This is a genomic window from Lentzea albidocapillata, from assembly GCF_000719115.1.
Lineage (GTDB): Bacteria > Actinomycetota > Actinomycetes > Mycobacteriales > Pseudonocardiaceae > Lentzea > Lentzea albidocapillata.
Map to the genome: position 1 here is coordinate 15,476 of NZ_JOEA01000024.1, position 25,338 is coordinate 40,813.

The 25,338-nt window shown below is 68.6% G+C and carries 26 protein-coding genes; 16 read left to right on the forward strand and 10 right to left on the reverse strand.

Translation table 11 applies throughout. From position 1 onward, the window contains the following. The first annotated feature begins 1 nt into the window (after position 1). Together IG04_RS0134050 and IG04_RS0134055 are read left to right on the forward strand one after the other, a co-directional pair. Positions 2-784 carry an LOG family protein gene (locus tag IG04_RS0134050; RefSeq protein WP_030480849.1) on the forward strand — a complete coding sequence of 261 codons (783 nt, stop codon included), beginning with the start codon at positions 2-4 and terminating at the stop codon, positions 782-784. Between the two features lie 89 nt (positions 785-873). Then, positions 874-1,407, forward strand: a complete 534-nt coding sequence (locus tag IG04_RS0134055; RefSeq protein WP_030480850.1) for an LOG family protein — start codon at positions 874-876, stop codon at positions 1,405-1,407. Here the strand turns inward: IG04_RS0134055 and IG04_RS0134060 are convergent. Both IG04_RS0134060 and IG04_RS0134065 read right to left on the reverse strand, forming a co-directional pair. After that, positions 1,378-2,430, reverse strand: coding sequence for a winged helix DNA-binding domain-containing protein (locus IG04_RS0134060; RefSeq protein ID WP_030480851.1), 1,053 nt, complete (start codon positions 2,428-2,430; stop codon positions 1,378-1,380). The genes IG04_RS0134055 and IG04_RS0134060 overlap by 30 nt on opposite strands. A 10-nt stretch (positions 2,431-2,440) precedes the next feature. Beyond that, entirely contained in the window at positions 2,441-3,934 is a 1,494-nt protein-coding gene (locus IG04_RS0134065; RefSeq protein WP_030480852.1) for a CocE/NonD family hydrolase, read from the reverse strand. A 116-nt stretch (positions 3,935-4,050) separates the two neighbouring features. Here IG04_RS0134065 and IG04_RS0134070 point away from each other — a divergent pair, with 116 nt between their 5' ends. Together IG04_RS0134070 and IG04_RS0134075 are read left to right on the forward strand one after the other, a co-directional pair. Next, complete coding sequence (locus IG04_RS0134070) at positions 4,051-4,389, forward strand: hypothetical protein (RefSeq protein ID WP_030480853.1); 339 nt, start codon at positions 4,051-4,053, stop codon at positions 4,387-4,389. Further along, entirely contained in the window at positions 4,389-5,300 is a 912-nt protein-coding gene (locus IG04_RS0134075; protein WP_030480854.1) for a glucosyl-3-phosphoglycerate synthase, read from the forward strand. The genes IG04_RS0134070 and IG04_RS0134075 overlap by 1 nt, the downstream gene beginning before the upstream one ends. Here IG04_RS0134075 and IG04_RS0134080 read toward each other — a convergent pair. The 3 genes from IG04_RS0134080 to IG04_RS44500 are packed head-to-tail and all read right to left on the reverse strand — an operon-like array spanning position 5,232 to position 8,472. Then, complete coding sequence (locus IG04_RS0134080; RefSeq protein ID WP_051771253.1) at positions 5,232-6,533, reverse strand: amino acid ABC transporter ATP-binding/permease protein; 1,302 nt, start codon at positions 6,531-6,533, stop codon at positions 5,232-5,234. The two genes, IG04_RS0134075 and IG04_RS0134080, sit on opposite strands and share 69 nt — an antisense overlap. Then, entirely contained in the window at positions 6,530-7,879 is a 1,350-nt protein-coding gene (locus tag IG04_RS0134085) for an ABC transporter ATP-binding protein/permease (RefSeq protein WP_030480856.1), read from the reverse strand. Before IG04_RS0134085 ends, IG04_RS0134080 begins: the two co-directional genes overlap by 4 nt. Continuing rightward, complete coding sequence (locus tag IG04_RS44500) at positions 7,849-8,472, reverse strand: cytochrome d ubiquinol oxidase subunit II (protein WP_051771255.1); 624 nt, start codon at positions 8,470-8,472, stop codon at positions 7,849-7,851. Before IG04_RS44500 ends, IG04_RS0134085 begins: the two co-directional genes overlap by 31 nt. A 164-nt stretch (positions 8,473-8,636) precedes the next feature. Here IG04_RS44500 and IG04_RS0134095 point away from each other — a divergent pair, with 164 nt between their 5' ends. Next, complete coding sequence (locus tag IG04_RS0134095; RefSeq protein ID WP_030480858.1) at positions 8,637-9,848, forward strand: RNA-guided endonuclease InsQ/TnpB family protein; 1,212 nt, start codon at positions 8,637-8,639, stop codon at positions 9,846-9,848. A 41-nt stretch (positions 9,849-9,889) separates the two neighbouring features. On the opposite strand, the gene IG04_RS0134100 is transcribed toward IG04_RS0134095, so the two are convergent. Further along, positions 9,890-11,053, reverse strand: a complete 1,164-nt coding sequence (locus IG04_RS0134100; RefSeq protein WP_030480859.1) for a cytochrome ubiquinol oxidase subunit I — start codon at positions 11,051-11,053, stop codon at positions 9,890-9,892. A gap of 132 nt (positions 11,054-11,185) precedes the next feature. Here IG04_RS0134100 and IG04_RS0134105 point away from each other — a divergent pair, with 132 nt between their 5' ends. Genes IG04_RS0134105 through IG04_RS0134130 form a run of 6 tightly spaced genes read left to right on the forward strand, consistent with a single transcriptional unit; the run spans position 11,186 to position 13,843 of the window. Beyond that, positions 11,186-11,524, forward strand: a complete 339-nt coding sequence (locus IG04_RS0134105; RefSeq protein WP_030480860.1) for a PadR family transcriptional regulator — start codon at positions 11,186-11,188, stop codon at positions 11,522-11,524. After that, positions 11,509-12,201, forward strand: a complete 693-nt coding sequence (locus tag IG04_RS0134110) for a permease prefix domain 1-containing protein (protein WP_051771256.1) — start codon at positions 11,509-11,511, stop codon at positions 12,199-12,201. The genes IG04_RS0134105 and IG04_RS0134110 overlap by 16 nt, the downstream gene beginning before the upstream one ends. Further along, positions 12,198-12,506: a DivIVA domain-containing protein gene (locus tag IG04_RS0134115; RefSeq protein ID WP_030480862.1), complete on the forward strand. Its 309-nt coding sequence runs from the start codon at positions 12,198-12,200 to the stop codon at positions 12,504-12,506. Before IG04_RS0134110 ends, IG04_RS0134115 begins: the two co-directional genes overlap by 4 nt. Next, a complete protein-coding gene (locus tag IG04_RS0134120) occupies positions 12,490-12,891 on the forward strand; it encodes an SRPBCC family protein (RefSeq protein WP_030480863.1) in 402 nt (133 codons plus the stop codon). Before IG04_RS0134115 ends, IG04_RS0134120 begins: the two co-directional genes overlap by 17 nt. Further along, entirely contained in the window at positions 12,888-13,460 is a 573-nt protein-coding gene (locus tag IG04_RS0134125; protein ID WP_036016505.1) for a DNA-3-methyladenine glycosylase I, read from the forward strand. Before IG04_RS0134120 ends, IG04_RS0134125 begins: the two co-directional genes overlap by 4 nt. Continuing rightward, positions 13,457-13,843, forward strand: a complete 387-nt coding sequence (locus IG04_RS0134130) for a DUF6221 family protein (RefSeq protein WP_030480865.1) — start codon at positions 13,457-13,459, stop codon at positions 13,841-13,843. Before IG04_RS0134125 ends, IG04_RS0134130 begins: the two co-directional genes overlap by 4 nt. 75 nt (positions 13,844-13,918) lie before the next feature. Here IG04_RS0134130 and IG04_RS0134135 read toward each other — a convergent pair whose 3' ends face one another. Continuing rightward, on the reverse strand, positions 13,919-14,704 hold the full coding sequence (locus tag IG04_RS0134135; protein WP_030480866.1) for an enoyl-CoA hydratase-related protein: 786 nt from the start codon (positions 14,702-14,704) through the stop codon (positions 13,919-13,921). Positions 14,705-14,714: 10 nt separating this feature from the next. After that, positions 14,715-15,512, reverse strand: a complete 798-nt coding sequence (locus tag IG04_RS0134140; RefSeq protein WP_030480867.1) for a PaaX family transcriptional regulator — start codon at positions 15,510-15,512, stop codon at positions 14,715-14,717. 266 nt (positions 15,513-15,778) lie between these two features. Between IG04_RS0134140 and IG04_RS45825 the strand changes: the two genes are divergently transcribed. The 3 genes from IG04_RS45825 (at position 15,779) to IG04_RS43225 (ending at position 19,361) form a co-directional block, all read left to right on the forward strand. Further along, positions 15,779-15,946, forward strand: a complete 168-nt coding sequence (locus IG04_RS45825) for a DUF3117 domain-containing protein (RefSeq protein WP_084402065.1) — start codon at positions 15,779-15,781, stop codon at positions 15,944-15,946. Between the two features lie 141 nt (positions 15,947-16,087). After that, positions 16,088-17,518 carry a leucyl aminopeptidase family protein gene (locus IG04_RS0134150; protein ID WP_030480868.1) on the forward strand — a complete coding sequence of 477 codons (1,431 nt, stop codon included), beginning with the start codon at positions 16,088-16,090 and terminating at the stop codon, positions 17,516-17,518. A 328-nt stretch (positions 17,519-17,846) separates the two neighbouring features. Further along, positions 17,847-19,361 carry an amidohydrolase family protein gene (locus IG04_RS43225; protein ID WP_211257868.1) on the forward strand — a complete coding sequence of 505 codons (1,515 nt, stop codon included), beginning with the start codon at positions 17,847-17,849 and terminating at the stop codon, positions 19,359-19,361. On the opposite strand, the gene IG04_RS0134160 is transcribed toward IG04_RS43225, so the two are convergent. Beyond that, positions 19,343-20,236: a LysR family transcriptional regulator gene (locus IG04_RS0134160; RefSeq protein ID WP_245816656.1), complete on the reverse strand. Its 894-nt coding sequence runs from the start codon at positions 20,234-20,236 to the stop codon at positions 19,343-19,345. The two genes, IG04_RS43225 and IG04_RS0134160, sit on opposite strands and share 19 nt — an antisense overlap. A 52-nt stretch (positions 20,237-20,288) precedes the next feature. On the opposite strand from IG04_RS0134160, the gene IG04_RS45830 reads away from it, so the two are divergent. Then, the gene (locus IG04_RS45830; RefSeq protein WP_084402064.1) at positions 20,289-21,533 is read left to right on the forward strand and encodes an MFS transporter; all 1,245 of its coding nucleotides are present in this window, start codon (positions 20,289-20,291) and stop codon (positions 21,531-21,533) included. Between the two features lie 1,329 nt (positions 21,534-22,862). On the opposite strand, the gene glgA is transcribed toward IG04_RS45830, so the two are convergent. After that, positions 22,863-24,014, reverse strand: a complete 1,152-nt coding sequence (gene glgA / locus IG04_RS0134180; protein WP_030480872.1) for a glycogen synthase — start codon at positions 24,012-24,014, stop codon at positions 22,863-22,865. 88 nt (positions 24,015-24,102) lie between these two features. Between glgA and glgC the strand changes: the two genes are divergently transcribed. After that, the gene (glgC, locus tag IG04_RS0134185; RefSeq protein ID WP_030480873.1) at positions 24,103-25,317 is read left to right on the forward strand and encodes a glucose-1-phosphate adenylyltransferase; all 1,215 of its coding nucleotides are present in this window, start codon (positions 24,103-24,105) and stop codon (positions 25,315-25,317) included. Positions 25,318-25,338: the final 21 nt, after the last annotated feature.

Consider the following 25,338-nt stretch of genomic DNA (forward strand, 5'->3'; position numbering starts at 1 on the left):
GATGACGGAAGAGACGAAGAACGGCGCCGTCGACGAGCGCCCCTCGGAGAAGCAACGCGGCCCGGTCGTGGAGAGGCGTGACCGCAAGGACGACCGCACCACCACCACGGACCAGCGCCTGCTGGACTCCCGCGGCCCCTCGGACTGGGTGCACACCGATCCGTGGCGGGTGCTGCGGATCCAGGCCGAGTTCGTCGAGGGTTTCGGCGCGCTGGCCGAGGTGCCGGCCGCGGTGACGGTCTTCGGATCGGCGCGCACCGGCCGTGACCACCCGGAGTACCAGACCGGGCGTGACCTGGGCGCGGCGCTGGCCGAGGCCGGGTTCGCGGCGATCACCGGCGGTGGTCCCGGCGCGATGGAGGCGGTCAACCGCGGTTGTTCGGAGGCCGGTGGTTTCTCGATCGGACTCGGCATCGAGCTGCCGTTCGAGCAGGGCCTGAACCCGTGGGTCGACCTCGGCGTGAACTTCCGCTACTTTTTCGTGCGCAAAACCATGTTCATCAAGTACTCGCAGGCGTTCATCTGCCTGCCGGGTGGTTTCGGCACGCTCGACGAGCTGTTCGAGGCGCTGACCCTGGTGCAGACGAAGAAGGTCACGAAGTTCCCGGTCGTGCTGTTCGGAACCGAGTACTGGCAGGGTCTTTACGACTGGGTCCAGAGTTCGGTGCTCGCGGGTGGCAAGGTCGGCGAGAAGGACCTCGCGCTGCTGCACCTGACCGACGACATCGACGACGCGGTGCGCGTGGTCAAGGACGCGCACAAGGCGTGGGCGGACTCGCACTAAAGCCCTGTGTTCAGGGGCCACGGGCGACTTCCCGGACGTCGCCACGGGCCCCTTGGTCCTTCGAACGAGAAAAGTGAGAACCTCAGACCGTGTACATCGCTGTCTACTGCGGAAGCCTCGCCACCGTCCCCCAGAGTTATGTCGACCTCGCGGCGGAGGTCGGGCGCCAGATCGCGGCACGCGGCTGGCACCTCGTCTGGGGCGGCGGGCAGACGTCGATGATGGGCGCGGTGGCACGGCAGGCCAGGGCCGGCGGCGCCGACACCTACGGCGTCATCCCGAAGGGCCTGGCCACCAGGGAGATCGCCGACCACGAGTCGACGGAGCTGCACGTCGTCGACACCATGCGCGAGCGCAAGAAGATGATGGACGACAAGGCGGACGCGTTCCTGACGCTGCCGGGCGGCATCGGCACCGCCGAGGAGTTCTTCGAGGTGTGGACGGCCGGCGTTCTCGGCATGCACGGCAAGCCCGTCGTGCTGCTCGACGTCGACAACCACTACAAGGGACTCGTCGAGTGGCTGACGGAGTTGCGGGACAAGGGTTTCGTCTCGCACGCCGCGCTGAAGTCGCTGATCGTCACGGACGACGTGTCAGTCGCCCTTGACGCTTGCGTCGTCTAGCCCCTTCGCCCTGGCCAGGACCTGGGTCTCCGGCAGCAGGTCCGGCAGCGGGCGGTACGCCGTCGCCGTCACCTCGAACCGCTTGCCGGACACCACCCTGCCCTGCCAGGAACCCGCGATCTCGCCGTCCACCAGGATCGCCCCGCGCCGGCCGAGGATGCGGAAGATGTCCTTCTGCGCGGCCCTGTCCGGCAGCAGCAGGTCGCGGTCGCGTGCCTGGAGGTACGGGTCGGTCGGCGGCAGGAGCCTGACCTCCGGCGGTTCGGCGCCGGCGATCTCCACGTCCTCCGGCAGCCACGCCTTCTCACCCTCGACGGTCACCTCGGCCAGGCCCTCCTTGGGCCACCGCTTCTTGACCTCACGGGTCGACGTGCCGAAGTAACCGGCCACTTCGGACGGTCCGGCGGGGCCGTGCAGCGTCAGGTACCGGTGCACCAGTTCGTCGAAGCCCGCGGTCCTGCGCGGTACGCCCGGCCAGCCGTGGATGCGTTCGAACGTCACGGTCTTCTCCTCCGGGATGATCCGGAGACCCGCGGGCAGCGCGCCGAGGCGGAAGATCGGGTCGCTCACGTGCTCGGTCTGGCAGCCCCGGCACGGTTCGATCGTCTGCCTGGGGGCCAACGGGGTGAGCGCCTTGCTGACCTCGCCCTTGGTCATCGGCTTCGTGACGATCGACCTCATGGCGGTGGCTATGTGCCGCAGGGACGCCACCATGTCGTCCACCTTCGGACGTGCGGCGCGGGCACGGGCGTCGGCGTCGCTCCAAGGCCACAGCGCGCGGGCGAACGCCTTCAGCTCGCCGGCCCGGTGCAGGTGAGGAGCGCCCCGCACGGACCAGGTCACGGTGAAGTCCGCTGTCGACGGTGCGTCCAGCCGGGCGGCGAGACTCAGCAGGGCCGAGCCGGAGGTGTTGTCCTGGACGCCCAGGGAGAACACCGCCAGCTCGGCCGCGTCGCTGATCCGCCGGTCCAGTTCGTGCTGATGGATCCGGTGGAGGAGCACCTGTTTCCGGGTGAGGTCCACCCGGACATTCTTACGCCTTCGGAACCGTGAGGCTCGACGGTCCGAAGGTGACGGTTGAGCCACGCGTCGATTCCGTCTGGTAACGCGGGTCCACCGTGTCGATCACCAGGCCGAGCCGGTTGCCCGAGCCGACGTTCCACACCGTCGGCTCCAGCTCCACGTCGAGCGTCTGCGTGCGGCCCGCACCCGTCACCTTGATCGGCTTGTGCGTGATCAGCGCGCCGAGGCCCAGCGGCCCGACCTCGTACAGGTACGCGAACAACGTCGTCGTCTCCGCACTCGGTGTGACCTGGAGCTTGAGCTTCGGCGTGCCGGCGAGCGTCGCACCGCCCGGGTACTGCGGTCCGCCCCACACGCCCGCGACGTTGCGGTCGACGAACGGCAGCGACACCCCGGTCGGGATGTTCAGGAACCCTTGCAGCGCACCGGAGAGCAGGAGCGTGCCGCTGTCGGCGACGGTGCCCCAGCCGGCGTGGATCCTCTTGCCGGCGAGCTGCATCGTGTCCGCGTTGCCGTTCGGCCAGGCGCCGAACTTCTTCCACGTGCCGCCGTTGTTGGGTTTGAGCTGCACCGGCTGTTCGGCGTCGATGCCGTTGGCCGTGCCCTTGACGTAGCGGTCGAACCAGCGGCCGGCCGACTCCCAGATCTCGTTGGGCAGCCCCGCCGCGCCGAACAGTTCGGCGGTGGCGTGGTCACCCGGCGAGAGCATGAGCCGCTTGGGACCGGTGAGCTGACCGTAGAAGTCCGCGACCTGGCCGGGCGCGAAGAGACCGTCGTTCCAGGCGTTGCCGATCATCACCGCGGTGCCGTTGGCGTTGATCTGGGCGATCTTCGAGGCGGCGGAACGGCCCTCGGAGATCGGCAGGACGTCCGCGAACCTGCCGTCGCGGTAGGCGTCCTCGGCTTCGACGAGGACGGGTCCGGGACGTCCGGTGGCCTTGCCCGCGGCCAGCAGCAACTCGACGGCCTGCTTGTTCACGGTGTTGTTCGGGTAGAGCGAGCGGGCCAGATCGGTCCACGTGCTCAGCGCCGCCACGGCCTTGATGCGCCTGTCGACGGCGGCGGCGAGCAACGACTGCCCGCCGCCGTAGGAGATCCCGGCCACGCCGACCTTGGTGCCGTCGGCGTGCGCGTTGGCGATGGCCCAGTCGATGACCTTGCTGACATCTCCGACGGTGTCCGGTCCGGCGACGTCGATCTGGCCGCCCGAGTCCCAGAAGCCGCGGCTGGTGTAGCTCACCACGGCGTAGCCGGACTCCTTGGCGAGCTTGGCCGCCGCGCCGACGTACTCGATGTTCGGGACCGCCCAGCTGGACGGCATGACGAGCAACGGGAAGGGGCCGCTGCCCTGTCCGGTCGGTTGGACGACGAGTGCCTTCAGGGTGGTGCCGCCGACGCCGGTGATCGACTCGTACGAGATCTGGTGTCCGGGGGCCGCGATGGCGGCCGGCGTACCGAGCAGGGTTGAGAGGAGTACCAGCACTAGAACAAGTGACCGTCGCACTCTGGTCCTCCTTGACCATGACGTAGATCACACAGGGGTGTTACCGGGGAGTAAACCAGCTACCTACTCGTGAGTAGCAACGTCTGTGAGTCAGGTCACTGTTTACGCTGGAGGATGTGAACCGATTCCGCGTCACTGAGCTGCCGAAAGACCGCGTGCTGGTCGTTGCGCATCTGACCAGCGCGGATGTCCTGGACCGAGCCGTGGAGGACGGCGCCGACATCGTCGAGTTCGACGGTGAACTGGAACTGCCGTCGCTGACCGGGACGGTGGAGGTGGTGACCATCCCCGCAGGGGACGAGGACTTCACGCTCGCGGCTGCCACAGTGGCTGCGATGTCCGGAGCACGCGCCGTTCGTGCGTCCGACGTACGGCAGGCGAGGAAGGTCGTGGAGATGGTCGCGAGCGTGATGGGCACCCGTCCGCCGGCCCGTGCGATGCGGGCGCTCGCCTGATGCTGCCCTCAGTCGAAGCCTGGTTCGCCTCGCACACCTGGCAGCAGCCGTCGTGGACTCCTGCCGAGCTGGTCGCGTTGAAGCGCGGCCGGACCGTGTCCGTCGTGCTGCCCGCGTTGAACGAGGAGGAGACCGTCGGGGATGTGGTCTCCGTGGTCCGGCCGCTGCTCGGGACGCTTGTGGACGAGCTGGTGGTGATGGACTCCGGCTCGACCGACCGGACGGTGGAGGTCGCCTCCGCCGCCGGGGCGCGGGTCGTGCTGCGCGAGGACGTCGTGCCGTGGCTTCCGCCGTTGCCGGGCAAGGGCGAGGTGCTGTGGCGGTCGCTGGCCGCGACGTCCGGGGACCTGATCGTGTTCCTGGACTCCGACCTGGTGGACCCGGAGACCGCGTTCGTCACGGCGTTGCTGGGGCCGTTGCTGCTGGACGGCGGCGTGCATCTGGTGAAGGGGTTCTACCGGCGGCCCTTGCGGCTGGAGAGCTCCGGCGGTGGACGGGTGACCGAACTGGTGGCGCGGCCGTTGCTGAACACGTTGCGGCCCGAGCTTTCCGGTGTCGTGCAGCCACTCGGTGGCGAGTACGCGGCGACCCGGTCCTTTTTGGAGTCCGTGCCGTTCGCGGCCGGGTACGGCGTGGAGATCGGACTGTTGCTCGACGTGCACCGGGTGCACGGGCTTTCCGCGCTGGCGCAGGTGAACCTGGGTGTGCGCAAGCACCGGAACCGGTCGTTGCTGCAACTCGGGGCGATGTCGTCGCAGATCATGGGGACGGCGTTGGCCCGCTGCGGTGTCGAGGCCGAATCCGGTCCGTTGACGCAGTTCGTGCAGGTCGGCGGGGAGTGGCTACCCGACTCGACCGACGTGCTCGTAGCCGATCGGCCCCCGATGGCGCACGTGATCAAAAAGGGCTAGCTGTTCTTCGCGGTGGGTGACGACCAGCGCGGTGCCCTGGCAGTTGTCCAGGACCTTGCCGAGGACGCGGTCGGCCTGTTCCGGGTCGAGGCCTTCGGTGGGCTCGTCCAGGAGCAGGACCTCCGGGTTCGCCAGCACCGACCTGGTGAGGATCAGACGCTGTCGCTGACCTCCCGAGATCTCCTCACCGCGTTCGCCGACGACCCGGTCCCAGTCCAGGTCCAGCTCGGCGATCTCGGCTGCTCGGTCGAGTTCTTCCTGGGTGGCATCGGGTTTGGCCAGCAGGACGTTCGTGCGGACCGTCGTGTGGAAGACGTGGGCGTCGGCCAGCGCGCCCTTGCTCGGTTCGAGTTTCCGCGCGATGGCGTTGAGGAGCGTCGTCTTGCCCGAACCGCTCGGGCCGACGATGGCCGTTCTGCCGGTCAGCTCGGGGGTTTCCGGGCTGTGGGCCGGTTCGGGCTCGTCCGTGGGTTCCGGGACGGGCTTGGTGAGGGCCGCGAGCGGGACGGTGATCTCGAACGTGGCGACGGCGGCCATGACCAGCCAGGCCGGTTCGTGCTGAGCGAGCATGAGCAGTGCCGCGCCGAACTGGACGGCGATCGCCAGCGGGGTCAGGTCTCTCGTGCGTTCCTTGCAGGACAGCTCTTTCGCGGTCTTGGTGGCGGCGCGGAGTTTTTCGTCGAACAGGCCGTAGGCGATGAGTTCTTCTTTGCTGTGGACGAGTTCGGTGGTTTGTTCGGTCAGCCTGGCGCGCAACGGGGTGAGGTCGCGCGGCTTGCGGATGGCGAGCCACGGGAGCAGCGCGAGGTTGATCAGCAGACCGGCGACGAGTGGCAGGGAGAAGCCCGAAGCGGCCGTGACGATGCCGCCGACCAGCGCGGCGGTGATCCACGGCAGGGTGGCGCGGAGCCTGGTGTCGAGCTGCTGGTCGACGTTCGTGACGATGCGGGTCAGGGCCGTGCCGGACGGGATGTGCCTGCGGTGCGCGAGGTCGTCGTAGACCCGGCCGCGCAGTTCCACGGCCTCGCTGAGCACGGCCTTGTGGCTGGTCAGGCGTTCCAGGTAGCGCAGGGCGCCCTTGGCGAGCGCGAGCGTGCGGACCGCGACGATCGCCACGGTCAGCGCGTGCATCGGCGGGTGCTCGGCGGCGCGCATGATCAGCCAGGTCGCGGTCGCGGTGAGACCGACGCCGGCGAGTTCGGCGAGCGTGCCGACGAGGATCGCGAGCTTCATACCTCGACCACCCTGTCGACCTCGCCGAGCAGTGCGGGCCGGTGCGCGACGATCACCGCGGTCCGGCCTCGGGTGAACTCGCGGGCTGCTTCGAGCACAAGGGACTCCGTTTCCGCGTCGAGGTGTGCGGTCGGTTCGTCGAGCAGGAAGAGCCCTGCCTGACGCCGGTCCAGGGCGTTGGCGAGCGCGACCCGCTGCTGCTCGCCGGACGAGAGGTTCGCCGGGACGAGCGTGGGCCGTTGCGGCACCCAGGACAGCGCCGCCAGCCACTGCCCGTGGTCGATCTCCCGCAGGTCGACGCCGCCGACGAGCACGCGGCCGTGATCGGGCCGCACGAAACCCAGCAGCAGGCCGAGAATCGTGCTCTTGCCCGCGCCGCTCGGGCCGACCAGCGCGATCCGGTCGCCGGGCCGGATGCGCAGCGAGAAGTTCTTCAGGCTGCGGACGCTCACGCCGTCGAACACGATCTCGGCCTGAGCGAGGTCCGGCGGAGCCTGGCCCGTGGTTTCCCGGTGTGCCGGCACTTTGGCGAGGACCTCGCGGCCCTGAGCGCTCGCGTGGTACTGGGCGCCTGCGGACCTGAGCGGCAGAAATGCCTCCGGGGCAAGGAGAAGAACGAGGAGTGCGGTGTGCAGCGGCACTCCGCCGCCGAGCAGCCGGAGGCCGACCGGCACGGCGACGAGCGCGACCGACATCGTGGCCACGAGTTCCAGCACGAACGCCGACAGGAACGCGACCCTGAGCGCCGACATCGTCTCGGTCAGGTGCCGCGCGGCCAGCGTGCGCACAGTCGTGGACTGCGCCTCGGCCCGCCCGAACGCCCGCAGCGTGCCGATTCCCTTGACCACGTCGAGGAAGTGCCCGCCGAGGGTGGCCAGCGCGTCCCACTGGCGGGCCGTCCGTTCACGGGTGTGGGCGCCGACCAGCGCGCCGAAGATCGGGATCAACGGCAGCGTCGCGAGGATCGTCAACGCGGCCGTGAGGTCCGCGAACGCCAGCCTGATCACCACCGCGAGCGGCACGGCCACCGCCAGAACCTGTTGCGGCAGATACCCGACGACATACGGCGTCACGTCGTGCACGCCCCGTGTGACCAGCGTGGCCACCTCGCCGGCCTTGGTGCCGGGCGACCGCAGGAACGCTTCCCTCAGCCGCGCCCGAGTCCGTTCAGCCGCCCGGTGCGCCCACTCGCGGTGCCCCCACCAGACCAGCACTCGTGCGCCGATCACCAGGCACAGCAGGAGAAGTCCCGTTCCGCCGCTCAGCACCGACGCCAGGAGTTCGGCCTGGGCGAGCACCAGGAACGGGATCGGGATCAGCGCGAGGAGATGGCGACGATCGACCATTGCACCAGCACCACCAGCGGGATGATCGGGATCGCGACCCACGCGAGCAGGCCGAGAGTGTCGTTGTGAGCCATGAGGCCGGTGACGTCGATCGAGCTGAACGCCAGCGGGATCGGCAATGCGCAGAGCAGCGCGGTGACGGGGAACAGCTTCCAGCGCCGGGTCTGGAACACCCAGCCATGCACCGCGAACAGCACCGGCATGACGAATGCGACGGGCCAGGGAGCGTGCAGCAGGTGCGCCAGGAACAGCCCCCAGCCCACGGACACCATCAGCGCGCCCGTGAACACCAGCCACCACCAGAGCCGCAGTTGCACGGCCGCCATGAACAGCACCAGCCCGGCCAGGACCAGCGTGAACGTGCTGTGCGCGCCGGAGAGCAGTTCGCCTTCGAGCCGCGGGAACGCCGCGAACAGCACGCCGATCGCGGCGACCAGCCACACTTCGTTGCCCAGGAAGAACGGGTTCATCCGCCGCAGGGAGACCTCGCGCCCGCGGAACGGGAGCAGCAACCCGGTGCCGTAGTCGAAGCCGGCCAACGCGAAGTAGCCGACGGTCAGCGTGCCGAGCACGACGAGCCAGAGCGTTTCCATCAGACCATTGGCGAGGAGATGCACTGAGCCGACTGACGTTCGAATTGCTGCTGCGACATCTGTACCTGTGCGCAGCGACCCTCAGCCTCCTCGCCTACCTCCCTTCGAGAAATCAATGCGGCTTGTGGGTATGCTGTTCTTGTGTTGTTGGCTGAGGTGCGGGAGTGATACGCGCTTACAAGTTCCTTCTGCGACCTACCGCGCGTCAGAAGCAAGCGCTCGGCGAGATGCTTCGTGACCACTGTTCGCTGTACAACGCCGCTTTGCAGGAGCGGCGAGGCGCCTACCGGCACACGTCGAATACCCGAATCAGCTACAGCGACCAGTCGGTTCAGCTCAAGGAGATACGGGCGTTCGATTCTGAGTGTCAGGGCCGTTGGTCGTTCTCGAGTCAGCAGGCAACCCTGCGCCGCCTGGACAACGCGTTCGTCGCGTTCTTCCGCCGGGTCAAGGCAGGACAGAAAGCCGGCCATCCACGCTTCAAGGGAGTCGGTCACTTCGACACAGTCGTGTTCCCGAGAGATGGTGATGGCTGTCGCTGGGATTCCACGCCGGACGACCGACAGACGCGCATGCGAGTTCGGGGTGTCGGGCAGATTCGTGTGCATCGGCACAGGCCTGCGCAGGGCCGGGTGAAGACGATCTCGATCAAGCGTGAGGGTACGCGTTGGTACGTCATCCTCGCTTGTGACAGTGTGTCCGGCGACCCGTTTCCCCTCACAGGCCGCCGCATCGGGATAGACCTGGGCGTCACCCACTTTCTCACCACTAGCGATGGCGTGCACATCGAGAATCCGGAGATCGGTAAGCGAGCTGGCGCCACGTTGGCCACTGCTCAACGGAAGCTTCGGTCTTTCCCGAAGCGAAGGAGGGGGCGTAGCAAGGCCCACCGGGCCGCTGTGCGCAAGGTCGCCAAATTGCATGCAACAGTGCGTCGTCAACGGCTGGACTTCGCTCACAAGGCGGCAAACTTCGTCATCCGTGATGCCGATGTGATCGCATGCGAGCGGCTCAACATCAGTGGTATGACCCGTACCCCCAAAGCCAAACCCGATCTCGACAACGACGGCGTGTTCCTGCCTAACGGAGCCGCTGCCAAGTCTGGTCTCAACCGCAGCATCCTCGACGCGGGTTGGGGCATCTTCCTGAGCATCCTGGCGTACAAGGCTGAAAGTGCCGGTCGTCGAGTTATTCAGGTGGATGCTCGCAACACCTCCCGCACGTGCCCCGACCCTGAATGTGCGTACGTGGCAGCGGACAACCGCGACGGGGAGAGCTTTGCCTGCCTGAAATGCGGCCTCATCGAACATGCTGACCGCGTAGGCGCGATCAACGTCAACCACAGGGCCGGGCTGGTCCTCTGTACGGAGGCATAGCCACCGAAGCAGGAAGCCCAGGACTTCAGTCATGGGTGGAGTCACCAGAGGGTCACCACCATCGGCGAAACGGGAGCGGGCGCCACGTCCGGACCGCGGCGGACCGCACGTGCGATCAACACCCAGTCGACGCACGCCAGCACCAGGAACAGGAACGTGAACACGATGAGCGACAACAGGATCTGCGATGCGTCCACATGCGACACCGCGTCCTCGGTGCGCAGCAGGCCGTAGATCAGCCACGGCTGCCGCCCGATCTCCCGGAACATCCACCCGAAGATGGCCGCGACGAAGGGGAACGGAATGCCGATCACCATGAGGTACAACGGAAAGCGCATCCGGATCACGGCGTCCTTCACGAGCAACGGCAGCGTGAGCCAGCTGACCATCGTCAGGCCCATCCCGATGAGGATCATGAACCCGAGCGGTGCGCCGATCCACGGCGCCGCCTCGGTCTTGTCCGGCTGGAACTTCGCGATCACCGGGAACTGCGCGAACCCTGCCCCGATCAACGCCGGAGTGGCCAGCACCGTGGTGACCACGCCCATCCGCAACGAGCGCCGGAAGAAGTCGACCTCGGGCGTCCGCTTGATGAAGTGGTACGCCGACACCCCGGTCATGAACACGCCACCGGCCGTGATCGCCGCGAAGACCACGTGCGTCAGTGCCGAGGTGAAGGTCGGGTTGGTCAGCAACGCGCCGAAGTCGTCGAGCCGCAACACGTTCCCGTCGACCCGGTAGCCGACGGGGTGCTGCAGGAACCCGTTCGCCGCCATGATCCAGAACGCCGACGCGAACGCGGTCAGCGCCGTCAGGTACAGCAACGCGAGATGCAGCCAGCGGTTGAGCCTGCCCCAGCCGAAGATCCACAGCCCGAGAAACGTCGACTCCAGGAAGAACGCGATCAGCGTCTCCATCGCGAGCGGCGCACCGAACACGTCACCGGCGTAGGTCGCGAGCCCCGACCAGTTCAGTCCGAACTGGAACTCCATCACGATGCCGGTGACGATCCCCAGCGCGTAGTTGATCACGTAGATCCGGCCCCAGAACCGCGTCATCCGCTCGTGCACGGGCGCGCCGGTGATCGTGAACCTCGTCTGCATGACCACGAGCAGGGTGACCAGGCCCAGCGTGAGCAGCACGAACAGGAAGTGGAACGACGTGGTCGTCGCGAACTGGAGCCGGGCGAGGTCTACTGCGCTCATGAGTAGGGACGGTATGTGTAGCGCGCCTACTTATTAAGGCCCGAAAGCGCATCTCAGGGGGATCTCAGGGCTGACCCTGACGGAAGATTTCAGGGACCACTCGCAGGGCCCGGATCAGTAGGGTTGCTACCCATGAAGCCCGACGCGCTACGCGGCCACCTCGACGCGTTGCTGCTGGCCACGCTCGACGGCGAGCAGCTGCACGGCTACGCGATCATCGAAGCGTTGCAGCAGGGCAGCGGGGGTGCGCTGGACCTCCCGACGGGCACGGTCTATCCGGCGTTGCGCAGGCTCGAACGAGCCGGGCACGTCAGCAGTGACTGGAGCACGGTCGGCGGACGCAAGCGCCGCACCTACAAGCTCACGCAGGCGGGGCAGCGCGCGTTGAACGCCGAACGCGACGCGTGGCGCGAGTTCACGACGGTGATCGACGGGGTGCTGGGAGGTGGTGGCAAGTGGGCGCAGTCCTGACTGGCGAGGACGTGATCGACAGGTACGTGACCGATCTCGGGTCGCGGTTGCAGGGCTCGCGCAAACAGGTCCGCGACCTGCTCACCGAGACCCGCGACAGCCTCACCGACGCCACCGAGGCGCATCTGGATCGCGGGCTCACGGAGGAGGAGGCCCAGCAGCGCGCGGTCGAGGAGTTCGGGCCGGTGCGTGAGATCGCGAACGAGTACCAGGCCGAACTGGCCGTCGCGTACGGCACGCGCACGCTCGTCTGGCTCGCGATCGTGCTGCCGCTGATGCACATGGCGTGGGAGTACGGCCGGATGCTGCTCATCGGGCCGTGGCAGGACTTCGCCACGATGCCGCCGGCTTGGTACCTGTTCATCGCCAAGGCCAACGACCTGACCAGCGGCGCCGCGTCCGGCGTGGCGCTGGTGGCGTTGATCCTCGGACGGTTCCTGGCCCGCGGATACGACACGAAGCTGCTCGCCAGGATCGGTGCGTCCATCGCGATCGTGGCCGTCGGCGTGGTGCTGCTCGGCAACATCTCGATCATCCTGGCGACCGCGCACCTCGACGCGTCCCGGCTGGTGCAGTCCTCGCCGATGGTCGTCGCGACCGCGATCACCTGGATCGTGATCGTCCGGCTCGGTCTGCTCGCTCGCCGCTGCCTGAGCTGTGCCACGATCGTCGCGTGACCAACGCCCTGATCTACCTGATCGTGATGATCGCCGTCGCGGCAGTGGTGTTCCTGCTCGCGGCGTTGGTGTTCGGGCGCGGCGAGGAGCTCGCGCCGCTGCCACCCGGAGCGTCGCCCACGCGGCTGCCCTCCGACGACATCACCGAGGACGACGTCCGCGAGCTGAAGTTCCAGCAGGTCTTCCGCGGTTACAAGATGACCGAGGTCGACTGGGCGTTGCAGCGGCTCGCGACCGAGGTAGAGACGCTGCGTGCGCGCGTGCACGAGCTCGAGGAGCTGGAGAGCAGTGAGCACCGAGCTTGAGCTGACCGTCCAGGTCGCGGCGCCGCCGGACACGATCTTCCGGGCCATGACCGACTGGGAACGCCAGTCGGAGTGGGTGTTCGGCACGCGCGTGTCCGTCGTCGAGGGTGACGGGAGGTCGGTCGGCAGCGAGATCGACGCCGTGACGTTCGGCGTCAGCGACCGCATGCGGATCACGCGCTGGGACCCGCCGCACGCCGTCGAGGTCGTGCACCTGGGCAAGATCGTCCGCGGCACCGCCACGTTCGCGGTGCGCGGCAGCCGTTTCGTGTGGACGGAACGCCTCGACGTGCCGTTCTTCTACCCGTTGGTGAAGCCGCTCTTCGTGCTGATGCTGCGCCGCTCGCTGCAGCGGTTCGCTCGTTTCGCGGAGGGGTACCGGTGATCTCCCGTTGTCCCTGGGGCGACTCGACCCCGGATTACGCCGAGTACCACGACACCGAGTGGGGCGTGGAGGTGCACGGCACGCCCGAGCTCTACGAGCGGATGTCGCTGGAGGCGTTCCAGTCCGGGCTGTCGTGGATCACGATCCTGCGCAAGCGGCCGGCGTTCCGCGCGGCGTTCGGCGGCTTCGACCCGGTGCTGGTGGCGGAGTTCGGCCCCGCCGACGTAGAACGCCTGATGGCCGACGCGGGCATCGTCCGGAACCGGCTGAAGATCGACGCCGCGATCCACAACGCGCGGGTGATCGTCTCGGAGGGTGTCGAGCTGGACGCGCTGCTGTGGTCGTTCGCGCCCACCGCCCACGTGCGGCCCGCCACGTTCGCGGACGTGCCGGCGATCACGGGCGAGTCCAAGGCGATGGCCAAGGAGCTGAAGAAGCGCGGCTTCAAGTTCCTGGGCCCCACCACGTGCTACGCGCTCATGCAGGCGACCGGCATGGTCGACGACCACATCGCGACCTGCTTCCGCGCCAGTGCCCGGCCTTCGGCCACGTCAGCTGGTCGGTCATGACCGACATCCACGCACTGATCGTGCGGCTTCGAGCCGAGATCAAGAACGTCGAGGACATCGCACGCGGGACGGCCCCGATCCAGTGGACGGCAGTCGGCCACCGTGTCGCGAGCAGAGCGGGCGAAGTGGTGGGCAACTTCGAGAACGAGGGCAATGCGCGCCACGCGGCGTGGCACGACCCGATGACGGTCGTCATCCGGTGCGTCAAGGACCGCCTGATCGTGTCGAGGTGTGAAGACGTGATCGGAGCCCGAGACCTTTCGAACTACGGCGCTCCCGGTCTTCTGGACGGTGATCCGGAGGCGGCGGCGGTCGTCCTCGCTGTTGAGACGGTGATCGACCTGGCGTCCGGGTACACCCGTGGTTCCGACGTGACGAAGTGAGATCCGCGCCGCGCGGAAGGTGGCGGCGCGGAGCATGGCCGGTGCGGTCTCGGAACCGCACCGACCGGTGGCGGGCTACCGCCCGATGAACTTCGGCGCCCGCTTGTTCACGAACGCGTCGACCGCCTCGCGGTGGTCCTCGGTCGCGCCGCAGTCGGCCTGGGTGCGCCGCTCGGCCTCCAGCGCGTCCTCCAGCGTCCCGTCCGCCGCCGCGGCCAGCGCTTCCTTGATCTTCGCGTACGCGGTAGTGGGCCCGGCTGCCAGCCGAGCGGCCAGCAGGTGCGCGGTGGACAGCAGTTCGTCGTCCGGCACGACCTGGTTGACCATGCCGACCCGCAACGCCTCCTCGGCGCCGACGGGCTGGGCGAGCAGCATCATCTCCATCGCGCGGCCGTGGCCGATCAGCCGCGGCAGCGTGTAGGACGCGCCGGAGTCCGCCGTCAGGCCGACGTTCGCGAAGGCCATCAGGAACTTCGCGGACGTCCCCGCGATGCGCAGGTCCGCGGCGTAGGCGAACGACGCGCCCGCGCCGGCCGCGCTGCCGTTGACCGCGGCGATCACCGGCTTCGGCATGCCGATCAGCTCGCGCACGATCGGGTTGTAGTGCTTCTCGACGGTGTGCAGCGGCGCCGGATCACCGGCCTGCAGCAGGCCGATGTGCTCCTTGAGGTCCTGACCCGCGCAGAACGCCCTGCCCGCACCCGTGATCACCACCGCGCGCACCGACTCGTCCGCCGCCGCCTCCTTCAGCGCGGCGAGGAACGCCACCTTCAGCGTGACGGTGAAGGCGTTGAACGACTCGGGGCGGTTGAACGTGAGCGTGCGCACACCATCGGCGTCGTCGACGAGGAGCTCGGACACTGGACCTCCATCAAGCAGTGGAAACGTTGCGTACCGGCCGCAGGCACTCGTCGACGAAACGACTCGTGCCCGGTGCCAGCCGCAGTGTCTGTTCGTCGAAGAACGACGCTGCCGCGTGCCCCGGCCAGTCCGGTGGCAACAGTTCAGCAGGAAGACCGGGATCGCGGAACAGGAACTTGCGCCACGCGTGCAGCAGCTGCTGTGAGGCCGCGAACGCCGCCGCGTCGTCCGTTTCGTCCACAACGGACACCTTCTCGTGCCAGTGCGCGACGAACGCGGCGTAGTCGCGGCCCAGTTCGGCCAGGTCCCACGCCTTCGCCGCGAGCTCGGCGTCGCCACCGTCGTGTGAACCGTGAAAAGTTCGTGCCGCGACTTCCTCGGCGGCCAGCACGTCGGCCAGCTCCGGGGACGGCCGGGGAGCGATCCACGTCACAGGACCGAGCGCGCCGTAGCCGAGCAGTTGCAGCTCCGACGCCAGGTGGTCGCGCGAGTCGCGGCCCGGCATCTCCTCCAGCACCACCACGTGCCAGCGTCCGTCCCACGTGGACGGCCCGGTGCGGTAGATGCGGGCGGCGGCCTCGTCGAGCCTGCGTTCCCCGCGAGGTGTCATGGCGTATCCGGGCCCGTCAGGCAACCGGGACGGCTGCAACCAGCCCTGCCGCACGGTGCGCGACACGGCCGTGCGGACGGCCGGCGCGGCGAAACCCAGAGGCTCGAGCAACCGGACGAGCGCGGCGATGGTGGCGGCGCCACCACGCTCGCGCAGGTGGCCGCCGTAGACGTCGAAGAGCGCGGAACGGGCTCGCACCCGGCCCAGTCTGTCACGACACGACCAAGGCCGTTCAGGTCGCGACGGCCGCGGTCGAGGGCTCAGACCGGCGCGACACGGCCGACTGTGCAGAAAGTGTTGCCTAGTCGTGAAAACAGGTGTTGATCAGGCACAAGCCAAGATCGACAACTGTCACCCGGACTCGCCAAAAGATCGGTTCGGTTTCGCCCCTGAGTCGCCATAGGGGAGAATGGAGCCGATCCGGCCTGGCCGGACGGGGAAGATGTTGACGGAGGGAGCACGCGATGGCGGCCATGAAGCCCCGGACCGGCGACGGTCCCCTCGAGGTCACCAAGGAGGGACGCGGCATCGTCATGCGCGTGCCGCTCGAGGGTGGTGGGCGCCTTGTCGTCGAGATGTCGGCGGACGAGGCCAGCGCCTTGGGCGACGCGCTGAGGGCCGCCGCCGGCTGAGGCATCCCGGCGAGGAAGCAGTGTTGAGCCCCGGTTTCCACAGTGGAGACCGGGGCATCGCTTCGTTCCTGCCCGGGGTTAGCCCGGCTCAAGCCCTGGGTGAGAATGAACGGTCGTTAATGCAATAGGGGAGGTCCAACCGTGGCGTCGACGGTGCCGTCAGTACCAACCAAGCTCGTGGACGTCGAGGTGGCCACCACCACGCGCCGCAACGTTCCGGCGGTCGTGCTCGCGGCCACGGGACCGGCGCTCGGACCGGGCGGCGAGGGCATCGACGTCTCCGACCTGACCGGCAAGGCCGGCGAGGCGGTGCGGCACGACGGGACCTGGACGCTCGGTGTCGGCACCGGGTCGCTCGCCGACTACCGCGCGGCAGGCGCCAGTCTCGTGCGCGCGCTGAGCGGCGAGGACGCGCCGAAGACCGCCGATGTCCTGCTGACCCCGGACTTCGACGCCGGCAAGGTGCGCGCGTTAGTGCTGGGCGTGGCGCTCGGCGGCTACCGCTTCAAGGTCACCGGCGAGGACGCCCCGAAGCGCGTCGGTTCGCTGCGGCTCGTGGCGAGTGACACCGGGTTCGAGGAGGTGCTGACGTCGGCCGCGCTGAAGGCCCACGCGCTCGCCACCGCGACGTCGCTGGCACGTGATCTCGCCAACACGCCGTCCAACGTCAAGGACCCGCGCTGGCTCACCACGACCGCCGCCAGGCTGGCGGACAAGGTCGACGGGCTCAGCGCCACCGTGCGCGACGAGAAGTGGCTGGCACAGCAGGGCTTCGGCGGCGTGCTGGCGGTCGGCGGCGGATCCGCCCGCCCGCCGCGGTTCCTGGAGCTGACGTACGGCACCACCGGCCCGCACCTGGTGTTCGTCGGCAAGGGCATCACGTTCGACACGGGCGGCATCTCGGTGAAGCCCGCGGACGGCATGCACCTCATGCGCACCGACATGGCGGGCGGCGGTGCGGTGATCGCCGCGCTGCTGGCCGTGGCGCGCAGGCAGCTGCCGATCAGGGTCACCGGGCTCGTGCCGTGCGCGGAGAACCACGTGAGCGGCTCGGCGTACCGGCCGGGCGACGTCGTGCGCCACTACGGCGGCGCGACCACCGAGGTGACGAACACCGACGCCGAGGGCCGCATGGTCCTGGCCGACGCGCTGGCGTACGCGGTGAAGAACCTGAAGCCCGACCTCGTCGTGGACGTGGCGACGCTGACCGGCGCGATGAAGGTCTCGCTCGGCCTGCGCACGGGCGGGGTGTTCAGCTCGTCCGACGAGGTCGCGGCGCAGGTCGTCGAGGCCGGGGCGAACGTCGGCGAGAAGTGGTGGCGGATGCCGCTGCTGGAGGAGCACGTCAGCGCGGTCGCCAGCGAGATCGCGGACTACAAGCAGTGCCCGCCCGGCCCCGGTGGCGTCACGGCGGCGCTGTTCCTGCAGAAGTTCGCGGGCGACGTGCCGTGGGCGCACCTCGACATCGCGGGCCCGGCGCGCTCGGAGAAGGTCTACGACGAGGTCGTCGCGGGAGCCACCGGCTTCGGCGCGCGGACGCTGGTCGAGCTGGCTGAAAAATATTCGCGCTAGGGCCTGTATCGAAGTCTGGTTCGATGAGAGTCGCGCTTGAGGTGGTTCCTGGTGGTGCGGCCGAAGGGCCCGCATACCGCTGTTGTATGTGGGCCCTTCGGCCGTGCCGCCAGGGGCCGCCTCGGGCCCGGCTATCGCGGACCAGACTTCGATACAGGCCCTGGTCCCTACGATCTGCCCATACGAGACGGCGAAGTTCCACGGCATGATGTGAGCGCCTTCACACCGTTGTAGAGGAGCTCTCGTGTTACTTCGCCTGGCTCTCGCCGTCTCCTTGGTATTAGCGGCCATAACCCCCGCCACCGCGGCCACGCCCTGGTGGGAACCGGTGGCGCGACCGGCGGTGGACTCGCAGATCAACGTGACCGGTGAGCCGTTCAAGGGCACGGACGGCCAGGGCAGGGTGCGCGGGTTCGTCGACGCGCACAACCACCTCATGACCAACGAGGGCTTCGGCGGCAAGCTGATCTGCGGCAAGCCGTTCTCGGAGCAGGGCATCGCGGACGCGCTGAAGGACTGCCCCGAGCACCACCCGGCGGGTCTGGGCGCGATCTTCGAGGCGATCGTGACGGGCGACCTCGACGGCCACGACCCGGTGGGCTGGCCGACGTTCAAGGACTGGCCGTCGTTCACGACGGTCTCGCACCAGCAGAACTACTACGCCTGGCTGGAACGGGCGTGGCGCGGCGGCCAGCGCGTGCTGGTCCAGGACCTGACGAGCAACGCCACGCTGTGCGTCATCCATCCGTTCAAGGACAAGCCCTGCGACGAGATGCAGTCGGTCCGGCTGCAGGCTCAGCGCACGTACGAGCTGCAGGCGTTCATCGACCGGCAGTTCGGTGGCGCGGGCAAGGGCTGGTTCCGCATCGTCACGTCGGCCGAGCAGGCCCGCGACGTGATCACCCAGGGCAAGCTCGCGGTGATCCTCGGCGTCGAGACCTCCGAGCTCTTCGGCTGCCGGACGTTCCTCGACATCCCGTTGTGCAACAGGGGTGACATCGACCGCGGCCTCGACGAGATGTACGCGCTCGGCGTGCGCAGCGCGTTCCTGTGCCACAAGTTCGACAATGCGCTGTGCGGCGTCCGGTTCGACTCGGGCACGCAGGGCGGCGTGATCAACGCGGGCCAGTTCCTGCGCACCGGCCAGTGGTGGAAGACCGAGCAGTGCAAGGGTCCGCAGCAGGACAACCCGATCGGCACCGTCGGCCCGAACGCGCTGATCCCGGCCTCGGCCGTCGCGCCGGCGTACGACCCGGCGAAGCGGTGCAACGTGCGCGGCCTGACGTCGCTGGGCGAGTACGCGGTGCAGGGCATGATGCGCCGGCACATGATGATCGAGATCGACCACATGAGCGTGAAGGCCGCCGGTCGCACGCTGGACCTCGCCGCGCAGGCGCGCTACCCCGGCATCATCTCCAGCCACAGCTGGATGGACGCCCAGTGGACCGAGAAGGTCTACCAGCTCGGCGGGTTCATCGCGGGCTACGAGAACAGCCCCGAGGGGTACGTCGCCCAGGCGGCCGCCGCGGAACCGTTGCGGCGCAAGTACGACGTGGGCATCGGGTTCGGCTCCGACTACAACGGCGTCGGCTCGCACCCGGCACCGCAGACCGGCGTGACCTACCCGTTCCGCACCTACCCGGACGGCCCGCTGGTCGACCGTCAGCGCACCGGCGAGCGCGTCTGGGACATCAACGTCGACGGCGGCGCGCACATCGGACTCCTGCCGGACTGGGTCGAGAAGGTCCGTCAGCTCGGCGGTGACCAGCTGGTCCAGGACATGCTCGGTGGCGCCGAGTCGTACCTGCGGACGTGGTCGGGCACTCAGCGCTGGACGCCGTGAGTCCGGAAGGCGTGGTCGCGGAAGGCACGGACGGCGGGCGGCAGAGGGTGGTCCCTGAGCCACGCCAGCCCGAAGACCCGGGCCGACCGCGGCGTCAGCGGTAGCTCGCGAAGGCCTGGCGGCGGAGTGGACTCGGCGTGCGTGAGGATCGCGACGCCGAGCCCGGCCGCCACCAGGCCGCGCACGGTCTCGATCTCCTGGCTCTCGAACGCGATTCGAGGGGTGAGGCCCGCTTTCGCGAACATGTCGTCGGTGATCTGCCTCAGGCCGTAGCCGTGCTCCAGCAGGATGAGGTCCTCGTCGACGAGATCGGCGAGCCGGACTGCCTCGCGCGAGGCCAGCCGGTGGGAGACCGGGGCCACGACGATCAGCTCCTGCTCGAAGATGACCACCGACTCGACCTCGGGTTCCTCCGGTGGCGGGGCGACCAGCGCGAGGTCGATCTCACCCTGGAGAAGCTTGTCGACCACGGTGTAGCGGGCGTTCTGGATCAGGCCGAACCGTACGTGCGGGTGCTCTGCGCGGAACCCGCGGACCAGTTCGGGCACCACGGACCGGCCGAGCATGTGCAGGAAGCCCAGCACGACACGGCCCTTCTCCGGGTCGAGCTCCTCCTCGAGCTCGCGCAGGCCGGGTTCCAGTGCGGACAGCGAGCGTGTCGCGGCCTCGGCCAGCAACCGGCCCGCGCGGGTGAGGCGGACCCGGCGGCCGGTCTTCACCAGCAGCGGCGCGCCGAGCTGCTCGCCGAGCTCGGCGATCCAGCGGCTGACGGTGGGCTGGGGGAGCCCGACGCGTACCGCGACGCGAGTCACATGCTCGTCGGCGGCAAGCGCTTTCAGTACCGCCAGCTTTGGCGCCAAGTCCAATTCATCCACGAATCGATTTTGCCGCATTTCCGTATTGGACGTATGGCTTAGCGTCGGATGAGTGAACAGGTTGACCGCGTCCATCGCCGCTTCGGGGTTCGCTTGCTTCGCGCTGCTCTACACGCCCCAGGCGGTGATGCCGCAGATCGCCGCCGAGTACGGGCTGGGGCCCGGCAGCGCGTCGCTCGCGCTGTCCGCGGCGACCCTGGCGCTCGCGGTGGTGGTCGTGCCGATCGCGATGCTGTCCGAACGGACCGGGCGCCGGCCGGTGATCGTGGTCAGCGTGCTGGTGGCGGCGTTGCTCGGCCTCGTGCTGCCGTTCGCACCGAACTACGAGATGTTCCTGGTCCTGCGGGTGCTGCAGGGCGTCGCGGCGGCCGGGGTGCCCGCGGCGTCCATGGCCTACCTCGCGGACGAGCTGGACAAGCGGAAGCTCGGCGCCGCGATGGGCGCGATGATCGCGGGGAACAGCCTGGGCGGCATGTCGGGACGGCTCGTCACCGGCATGACGTCGGACTGGCTGGGGTGGCGCGGTTCCGTGCTGCTGGCCGGCGTGTTCGGACTGGTCGCGGCCTTGGTCGTGGTGTTCTTCCTGCCCAAGGCACAGCACCGGCCGAAGCGGGCGCCCAGCGGCATGAAGGCTGCGCTGAAGGACCCCGTGCTGCTGTCCATGTACGTGGTCGCGGTGCTGCTCGTGGGGACGTTCATCTCGTTCTACAACGTCGCCGGCTTCCAGCTCACCGGCCCGGCGTGGCTGGAGACGCTGGTCTTCCTCTTCTACGGGTTCGGCAGCACCGCGGCGGCGTTCGCGGGCAGACTGGCCGACCGGTTCGGTCGCGGCCGCGTGCTGCTGCTGTGCATCGCCGTGCTGGCTCTTGGTGCCCTGGCGAGCCTGGTGTGGGTGCCGCTCGGCCTGGCGATCGTCACGGCCGGGTTCTTCGCCTCGCACACGACGGCGAGCGGCTGGGTCGCCGCGCGGGCTCCCTCGCACGCCCGCGGCCAGGCCTCAGGGCTCTACCTCGCGGGCTTCTACCTGGGCAGCAGCATCGGCGGGACGTCCGGCGCCACCGCGTACGAGGAGTGGGGCTGGAGCGGACTCGTGCTGGTACTCCTGGGCTGGCTGGCCCTGGCCGCCATGCTCGCTCAGAACTCCAGGGCGAGGGTGGCGCGCGAGTCGACCGGGGCGATGGTCGTCCTGCCGAGACGCGGCAGGTCCAGCAGCCCGTCGATCATGCCGACCGAGACCGAGCGGGTGTCCGCCGGCACCTCGACGACGATCGCGAACGGCAGCGGGCCGCCGTCGTAGCGCGCGCCGACCTGCCGTGCGGCCGAGCCGTCGGACAGCGTGACGGTGATCAGGTCCTTGGTCCACAGGCCGCCCGCGGTGTCGGGCAGGTCGCCGGTCGCCTCGACCCGCACCTCCAGCAACGCCTTGTCCGGCGCGGAGATCGTGGCCACGTCGTACTGGCTCTCGCCGAGCTTGACCGGGCGCTGGCGGCCGAGCCTCACGCCGGTGATCTTCATGCCGAGTTCGCGGTCGTTGAACCGGATCTTCTGCGTCTGCTCCTTGAACTGGGCGGGGGCGGAGGCACGCTGCAGCACCTGTGGTGCGTTGTCGGAACGCTTGCCGGACGGGACTTCGGCGCGCTGTTCCAGCGATTTGGCGCCGAGCGTGCCGAGCATGAGGTGCTCGGCGCCCTCCTGCGGGTCCGGCACGGTGTAGACGACGAAGACCGAGCCGTTGGCCGGCAACCGGTCGGCAGGGAGGACCTGGCGCTTGCCGGGGACCTCCAGCGCGAGCTCGGACGGCTGCGGGGCGAACCCCTGCCAGTTGGTGCGGTGGAAACCGCTGTCCGTCTCGTTGAGCTTCTCGACCTTCATCCTCACCACGCGCAGCCGTGACCCGGTCTCGGCGCGGAGCGTGCCTTCCGAGGTGTACCAGATGTCCGGGTTGGCCCAGCCCGTCACGGCGGTGCCGAGCAGGTCGTCGCGCAGCTTGATGTCGGCGTCGCCCAGCCCGAGCTCGTGGTTCGAGCGCTTGCCGTCGTCGGGCAGCACGGCCAGGAAGTCCCGTCCCGCCGTCAGGTCCTGCTGCTTCGACGGGTCGAACTCCTTGCCGTCGGTGCGCACGAGCGTCCCGCTCGGCGTGCTGCGGTTGCCCTTTTCGGGCACCTGTGGCGACTGCACTTCGTAACGGACCTCGTCATCCGTCTTGGTGACTTCCTTGAGCGGCACGGGCACCCAGTCGGTGCCGGCGCCGGTGCCGGGGACCTGGACCGGTCCGCACCACAGCCGCTTGTCCACCTCGGACTCCAGGCCCGTCTTCGCGAACCAGCAGCTGACCGCGGCGGCGCCGGCCCGTGCCACGTAGCCGTAGTCCAGCGTGTAGGCGAGCTGCGCCTCGGCGTTGGCCTGCAGTTCAGAGGCATCGGCGAGCTTCTTGCCGTCCATCGTGAGCTGGACCGCCGCCGGTTGCGCGGCGGGGGCTGTGGCACATCCAGTCACTGCGAGGAGGACCGTCAGACCCAGCACCGCACAACGCACAGTCCTCGCGCCCCTAACCAGTTGAAGCCAAAACGTCACTACTGGTTAAAGGCGGTGCTCACTCTTCGGGGTTGCCCCGGTCGAGTGTGTCTCAAATCACACTGCGGTAGACCTCGACGGTTTGCTCCGCCATCGCGGACCACGAGAACTCCTGCTCAGCCCGCGTGCGCCCGGCGGCCCCGAAACGCTTCGCGCGGTCGGGGTCTGCGATCAGTTCGTTGATCGATTCCGCGAGCTGGTGTCGATATGTCGACAAATCATGCTCGTCGTAGTGGACGAGAAGGCCCGTCTCGCCGTGCACGACGACCTCGGGGATGCCGCCGACGTCACTCGCGACGACCGCGGTGGCGCACGCCATCGCCTCCAGGTTCACGATGCCCAGCGGTTCGTAGACCGACGGGCACACGAACACCGCCGCGTGGCTCAGGATCTGCCGCACCTCGGCGGGCTGCAGCATCTTCTGGATCCAGAACACGCCCGGCCGCGCCTGCGCGAGTTCGCTGACCGCCTGCTTGATCTCCTCGGCGATCTCCGGCGTGTCCGGTGCTCCCGCGCACAGCACGATCTGCGCTTCCGGGTCGATCTGGTGCGCGGCGGCCACGAGGTGGCTCAAACCTTTTTGCCGGGTGATCCTTCCCACGAACGCCACGATCGGCTTCGCGGGATCGATTCCACGGGACGTCAGGGCGTCCGATTCGGTGACGGGGTGGTACGCGTTGCTGTCGATTCCGTTGCGGACGACGTGCACCCTCGCCGGATCGAGAGCGGGGTAGGCGTCGAGCACGTCGGCCCGCATGCCCTCGCTCACGGCGATGACCGCGTCCGCGTGTTCGTAGGCCGTCCGCTCGGCCCACGACGAGATCCGGTATCCGCCGCCGAGCTGCTCCGCCTTCCACGGCCGGCGCGGCTCCAGCGAGTGCGCCGTCACCACGTGCGGGATGCCGTGCAGGAGTTTGCCCAGGTGGCCGCCCATGTTGGCGTACCAGGTGTGCGAGTGGACCAGCGTGGCCGTGGAGATCGCCGAGGCCATCTCCAGGTCGACCGCGAGGGTCGTGAGAGCCGCGTTCGCCTGCTCCAGGCTGTGCGGGGCGTTGTGGGCCGTGGCGTCCGATCTGGGTGCACCGAAACAGTGCACGTCGACCTCCACGAGTTCGCGGAGATGGGGCACGAGGAATCCCACGTGCACGCCAGCCCCGCCGTACACCTCTGGCGGATACTCCCGGGTCAAGAGCGCTACTCGCACGCACCCACCGTAGATCACGGCGGTACTTGTTGGGACGAACCGCTTTGCGTCTGGTTCGAGAACGATCGCACGGATAGGGTCACATACCGTGAAGGGGCAGCCGCACGTTCTCGGAATTGTGCTTGCCGGTGGTGAAGGCAAGCGCCTGTGGCCACTGACGGCCGACCGCGCGAAACCGGCTGTGCCCTTCGGGGGCAACTACCGGCTGGTCGACTTCGTGCTGTCGAACCTGGTCAACGCCGGGCTCGCGAAGCTCTGCGTGCTGACGCAGTACAAGTCGCACTCACTGGACCGCCACATCTCGACCACGTGGCGCCTGTCCAATGTGCTCGGTCAGTACGTGACACCGGTCCCGGCCCAGCAACGCCTGGGCCCCCGCTGGTACACGGGCTCGGCCGACGCGATCTTCCAGTCGCTGAACCTCGTCCACGACGAGAAGCCCGACCACGTGGTCATCTTCGGAGCCGACCACGTGTACCGGATGGACCCCGGCCAGATGATCTCGCAGCACGTGGAGTCGGGCGCGGCCGTGACCGTCGCCGGCATCCGCGTGCCCCGCAACGAGGCCAAGGCGTTCGGGTGCATCGACAGCGACGCTTCGGGGAAGATCACCCGGTTCCTGGAGAAGCCGTCCGAGCCGCCGCACGTGCCGGACGATCCGGACGTGACTTTCGCTTCGATGGGCAACTACATGTTCACGACCGAGGCGTTGCTGGACGCCTTGCGCGGGGACGCGTTGAACCCCGACTCGGACCACGACATGGGTGGCGACATCATCCCCATGCTGGTGGACCGGGGGAAGGCGCACGTCTACGACTTCCAGGACAACGACGTGCCCGGAGCCACCGACCGGGACCGCGGGTACTGGCGGGACGTCGGGACGATCGACGCCTACTACGACGCGCACATGGACCTGGTTTCGGTCCATCCGATCTTCAACCTGTACAACCAGTTGTGGCCTATTCGGACCGCCACTCCGCCGATGCCCCCTGCGAAGTTCATCGCCGGCGGGTCTGCCGAGGATTCGATGGTGGGGCCTGGGTCGATCATCTCCGGGAAGATCCACGGGTCGGTGATCTCGTCCGATGTGACTGTCGAGGTCGGGTCTGTGGTTCAGGGGTCTGTTTTGTTGCCCGGGGTTCGGATCGGTAAGGGTGCTGTGGTGCGGCGGGCTATTTTGGACAAGAACGTTGTGGTGCCTGATGGGGCTTTGATCGGGGTTGACGCTCCTATGGATCGGGAGCGGTACACGGTTTCGGCTTCTGGGGTCACTGTGCTCGGGAAGGGTGTTCGGGCTTACTAGTCGCCGCACGCGGGGCCCTCG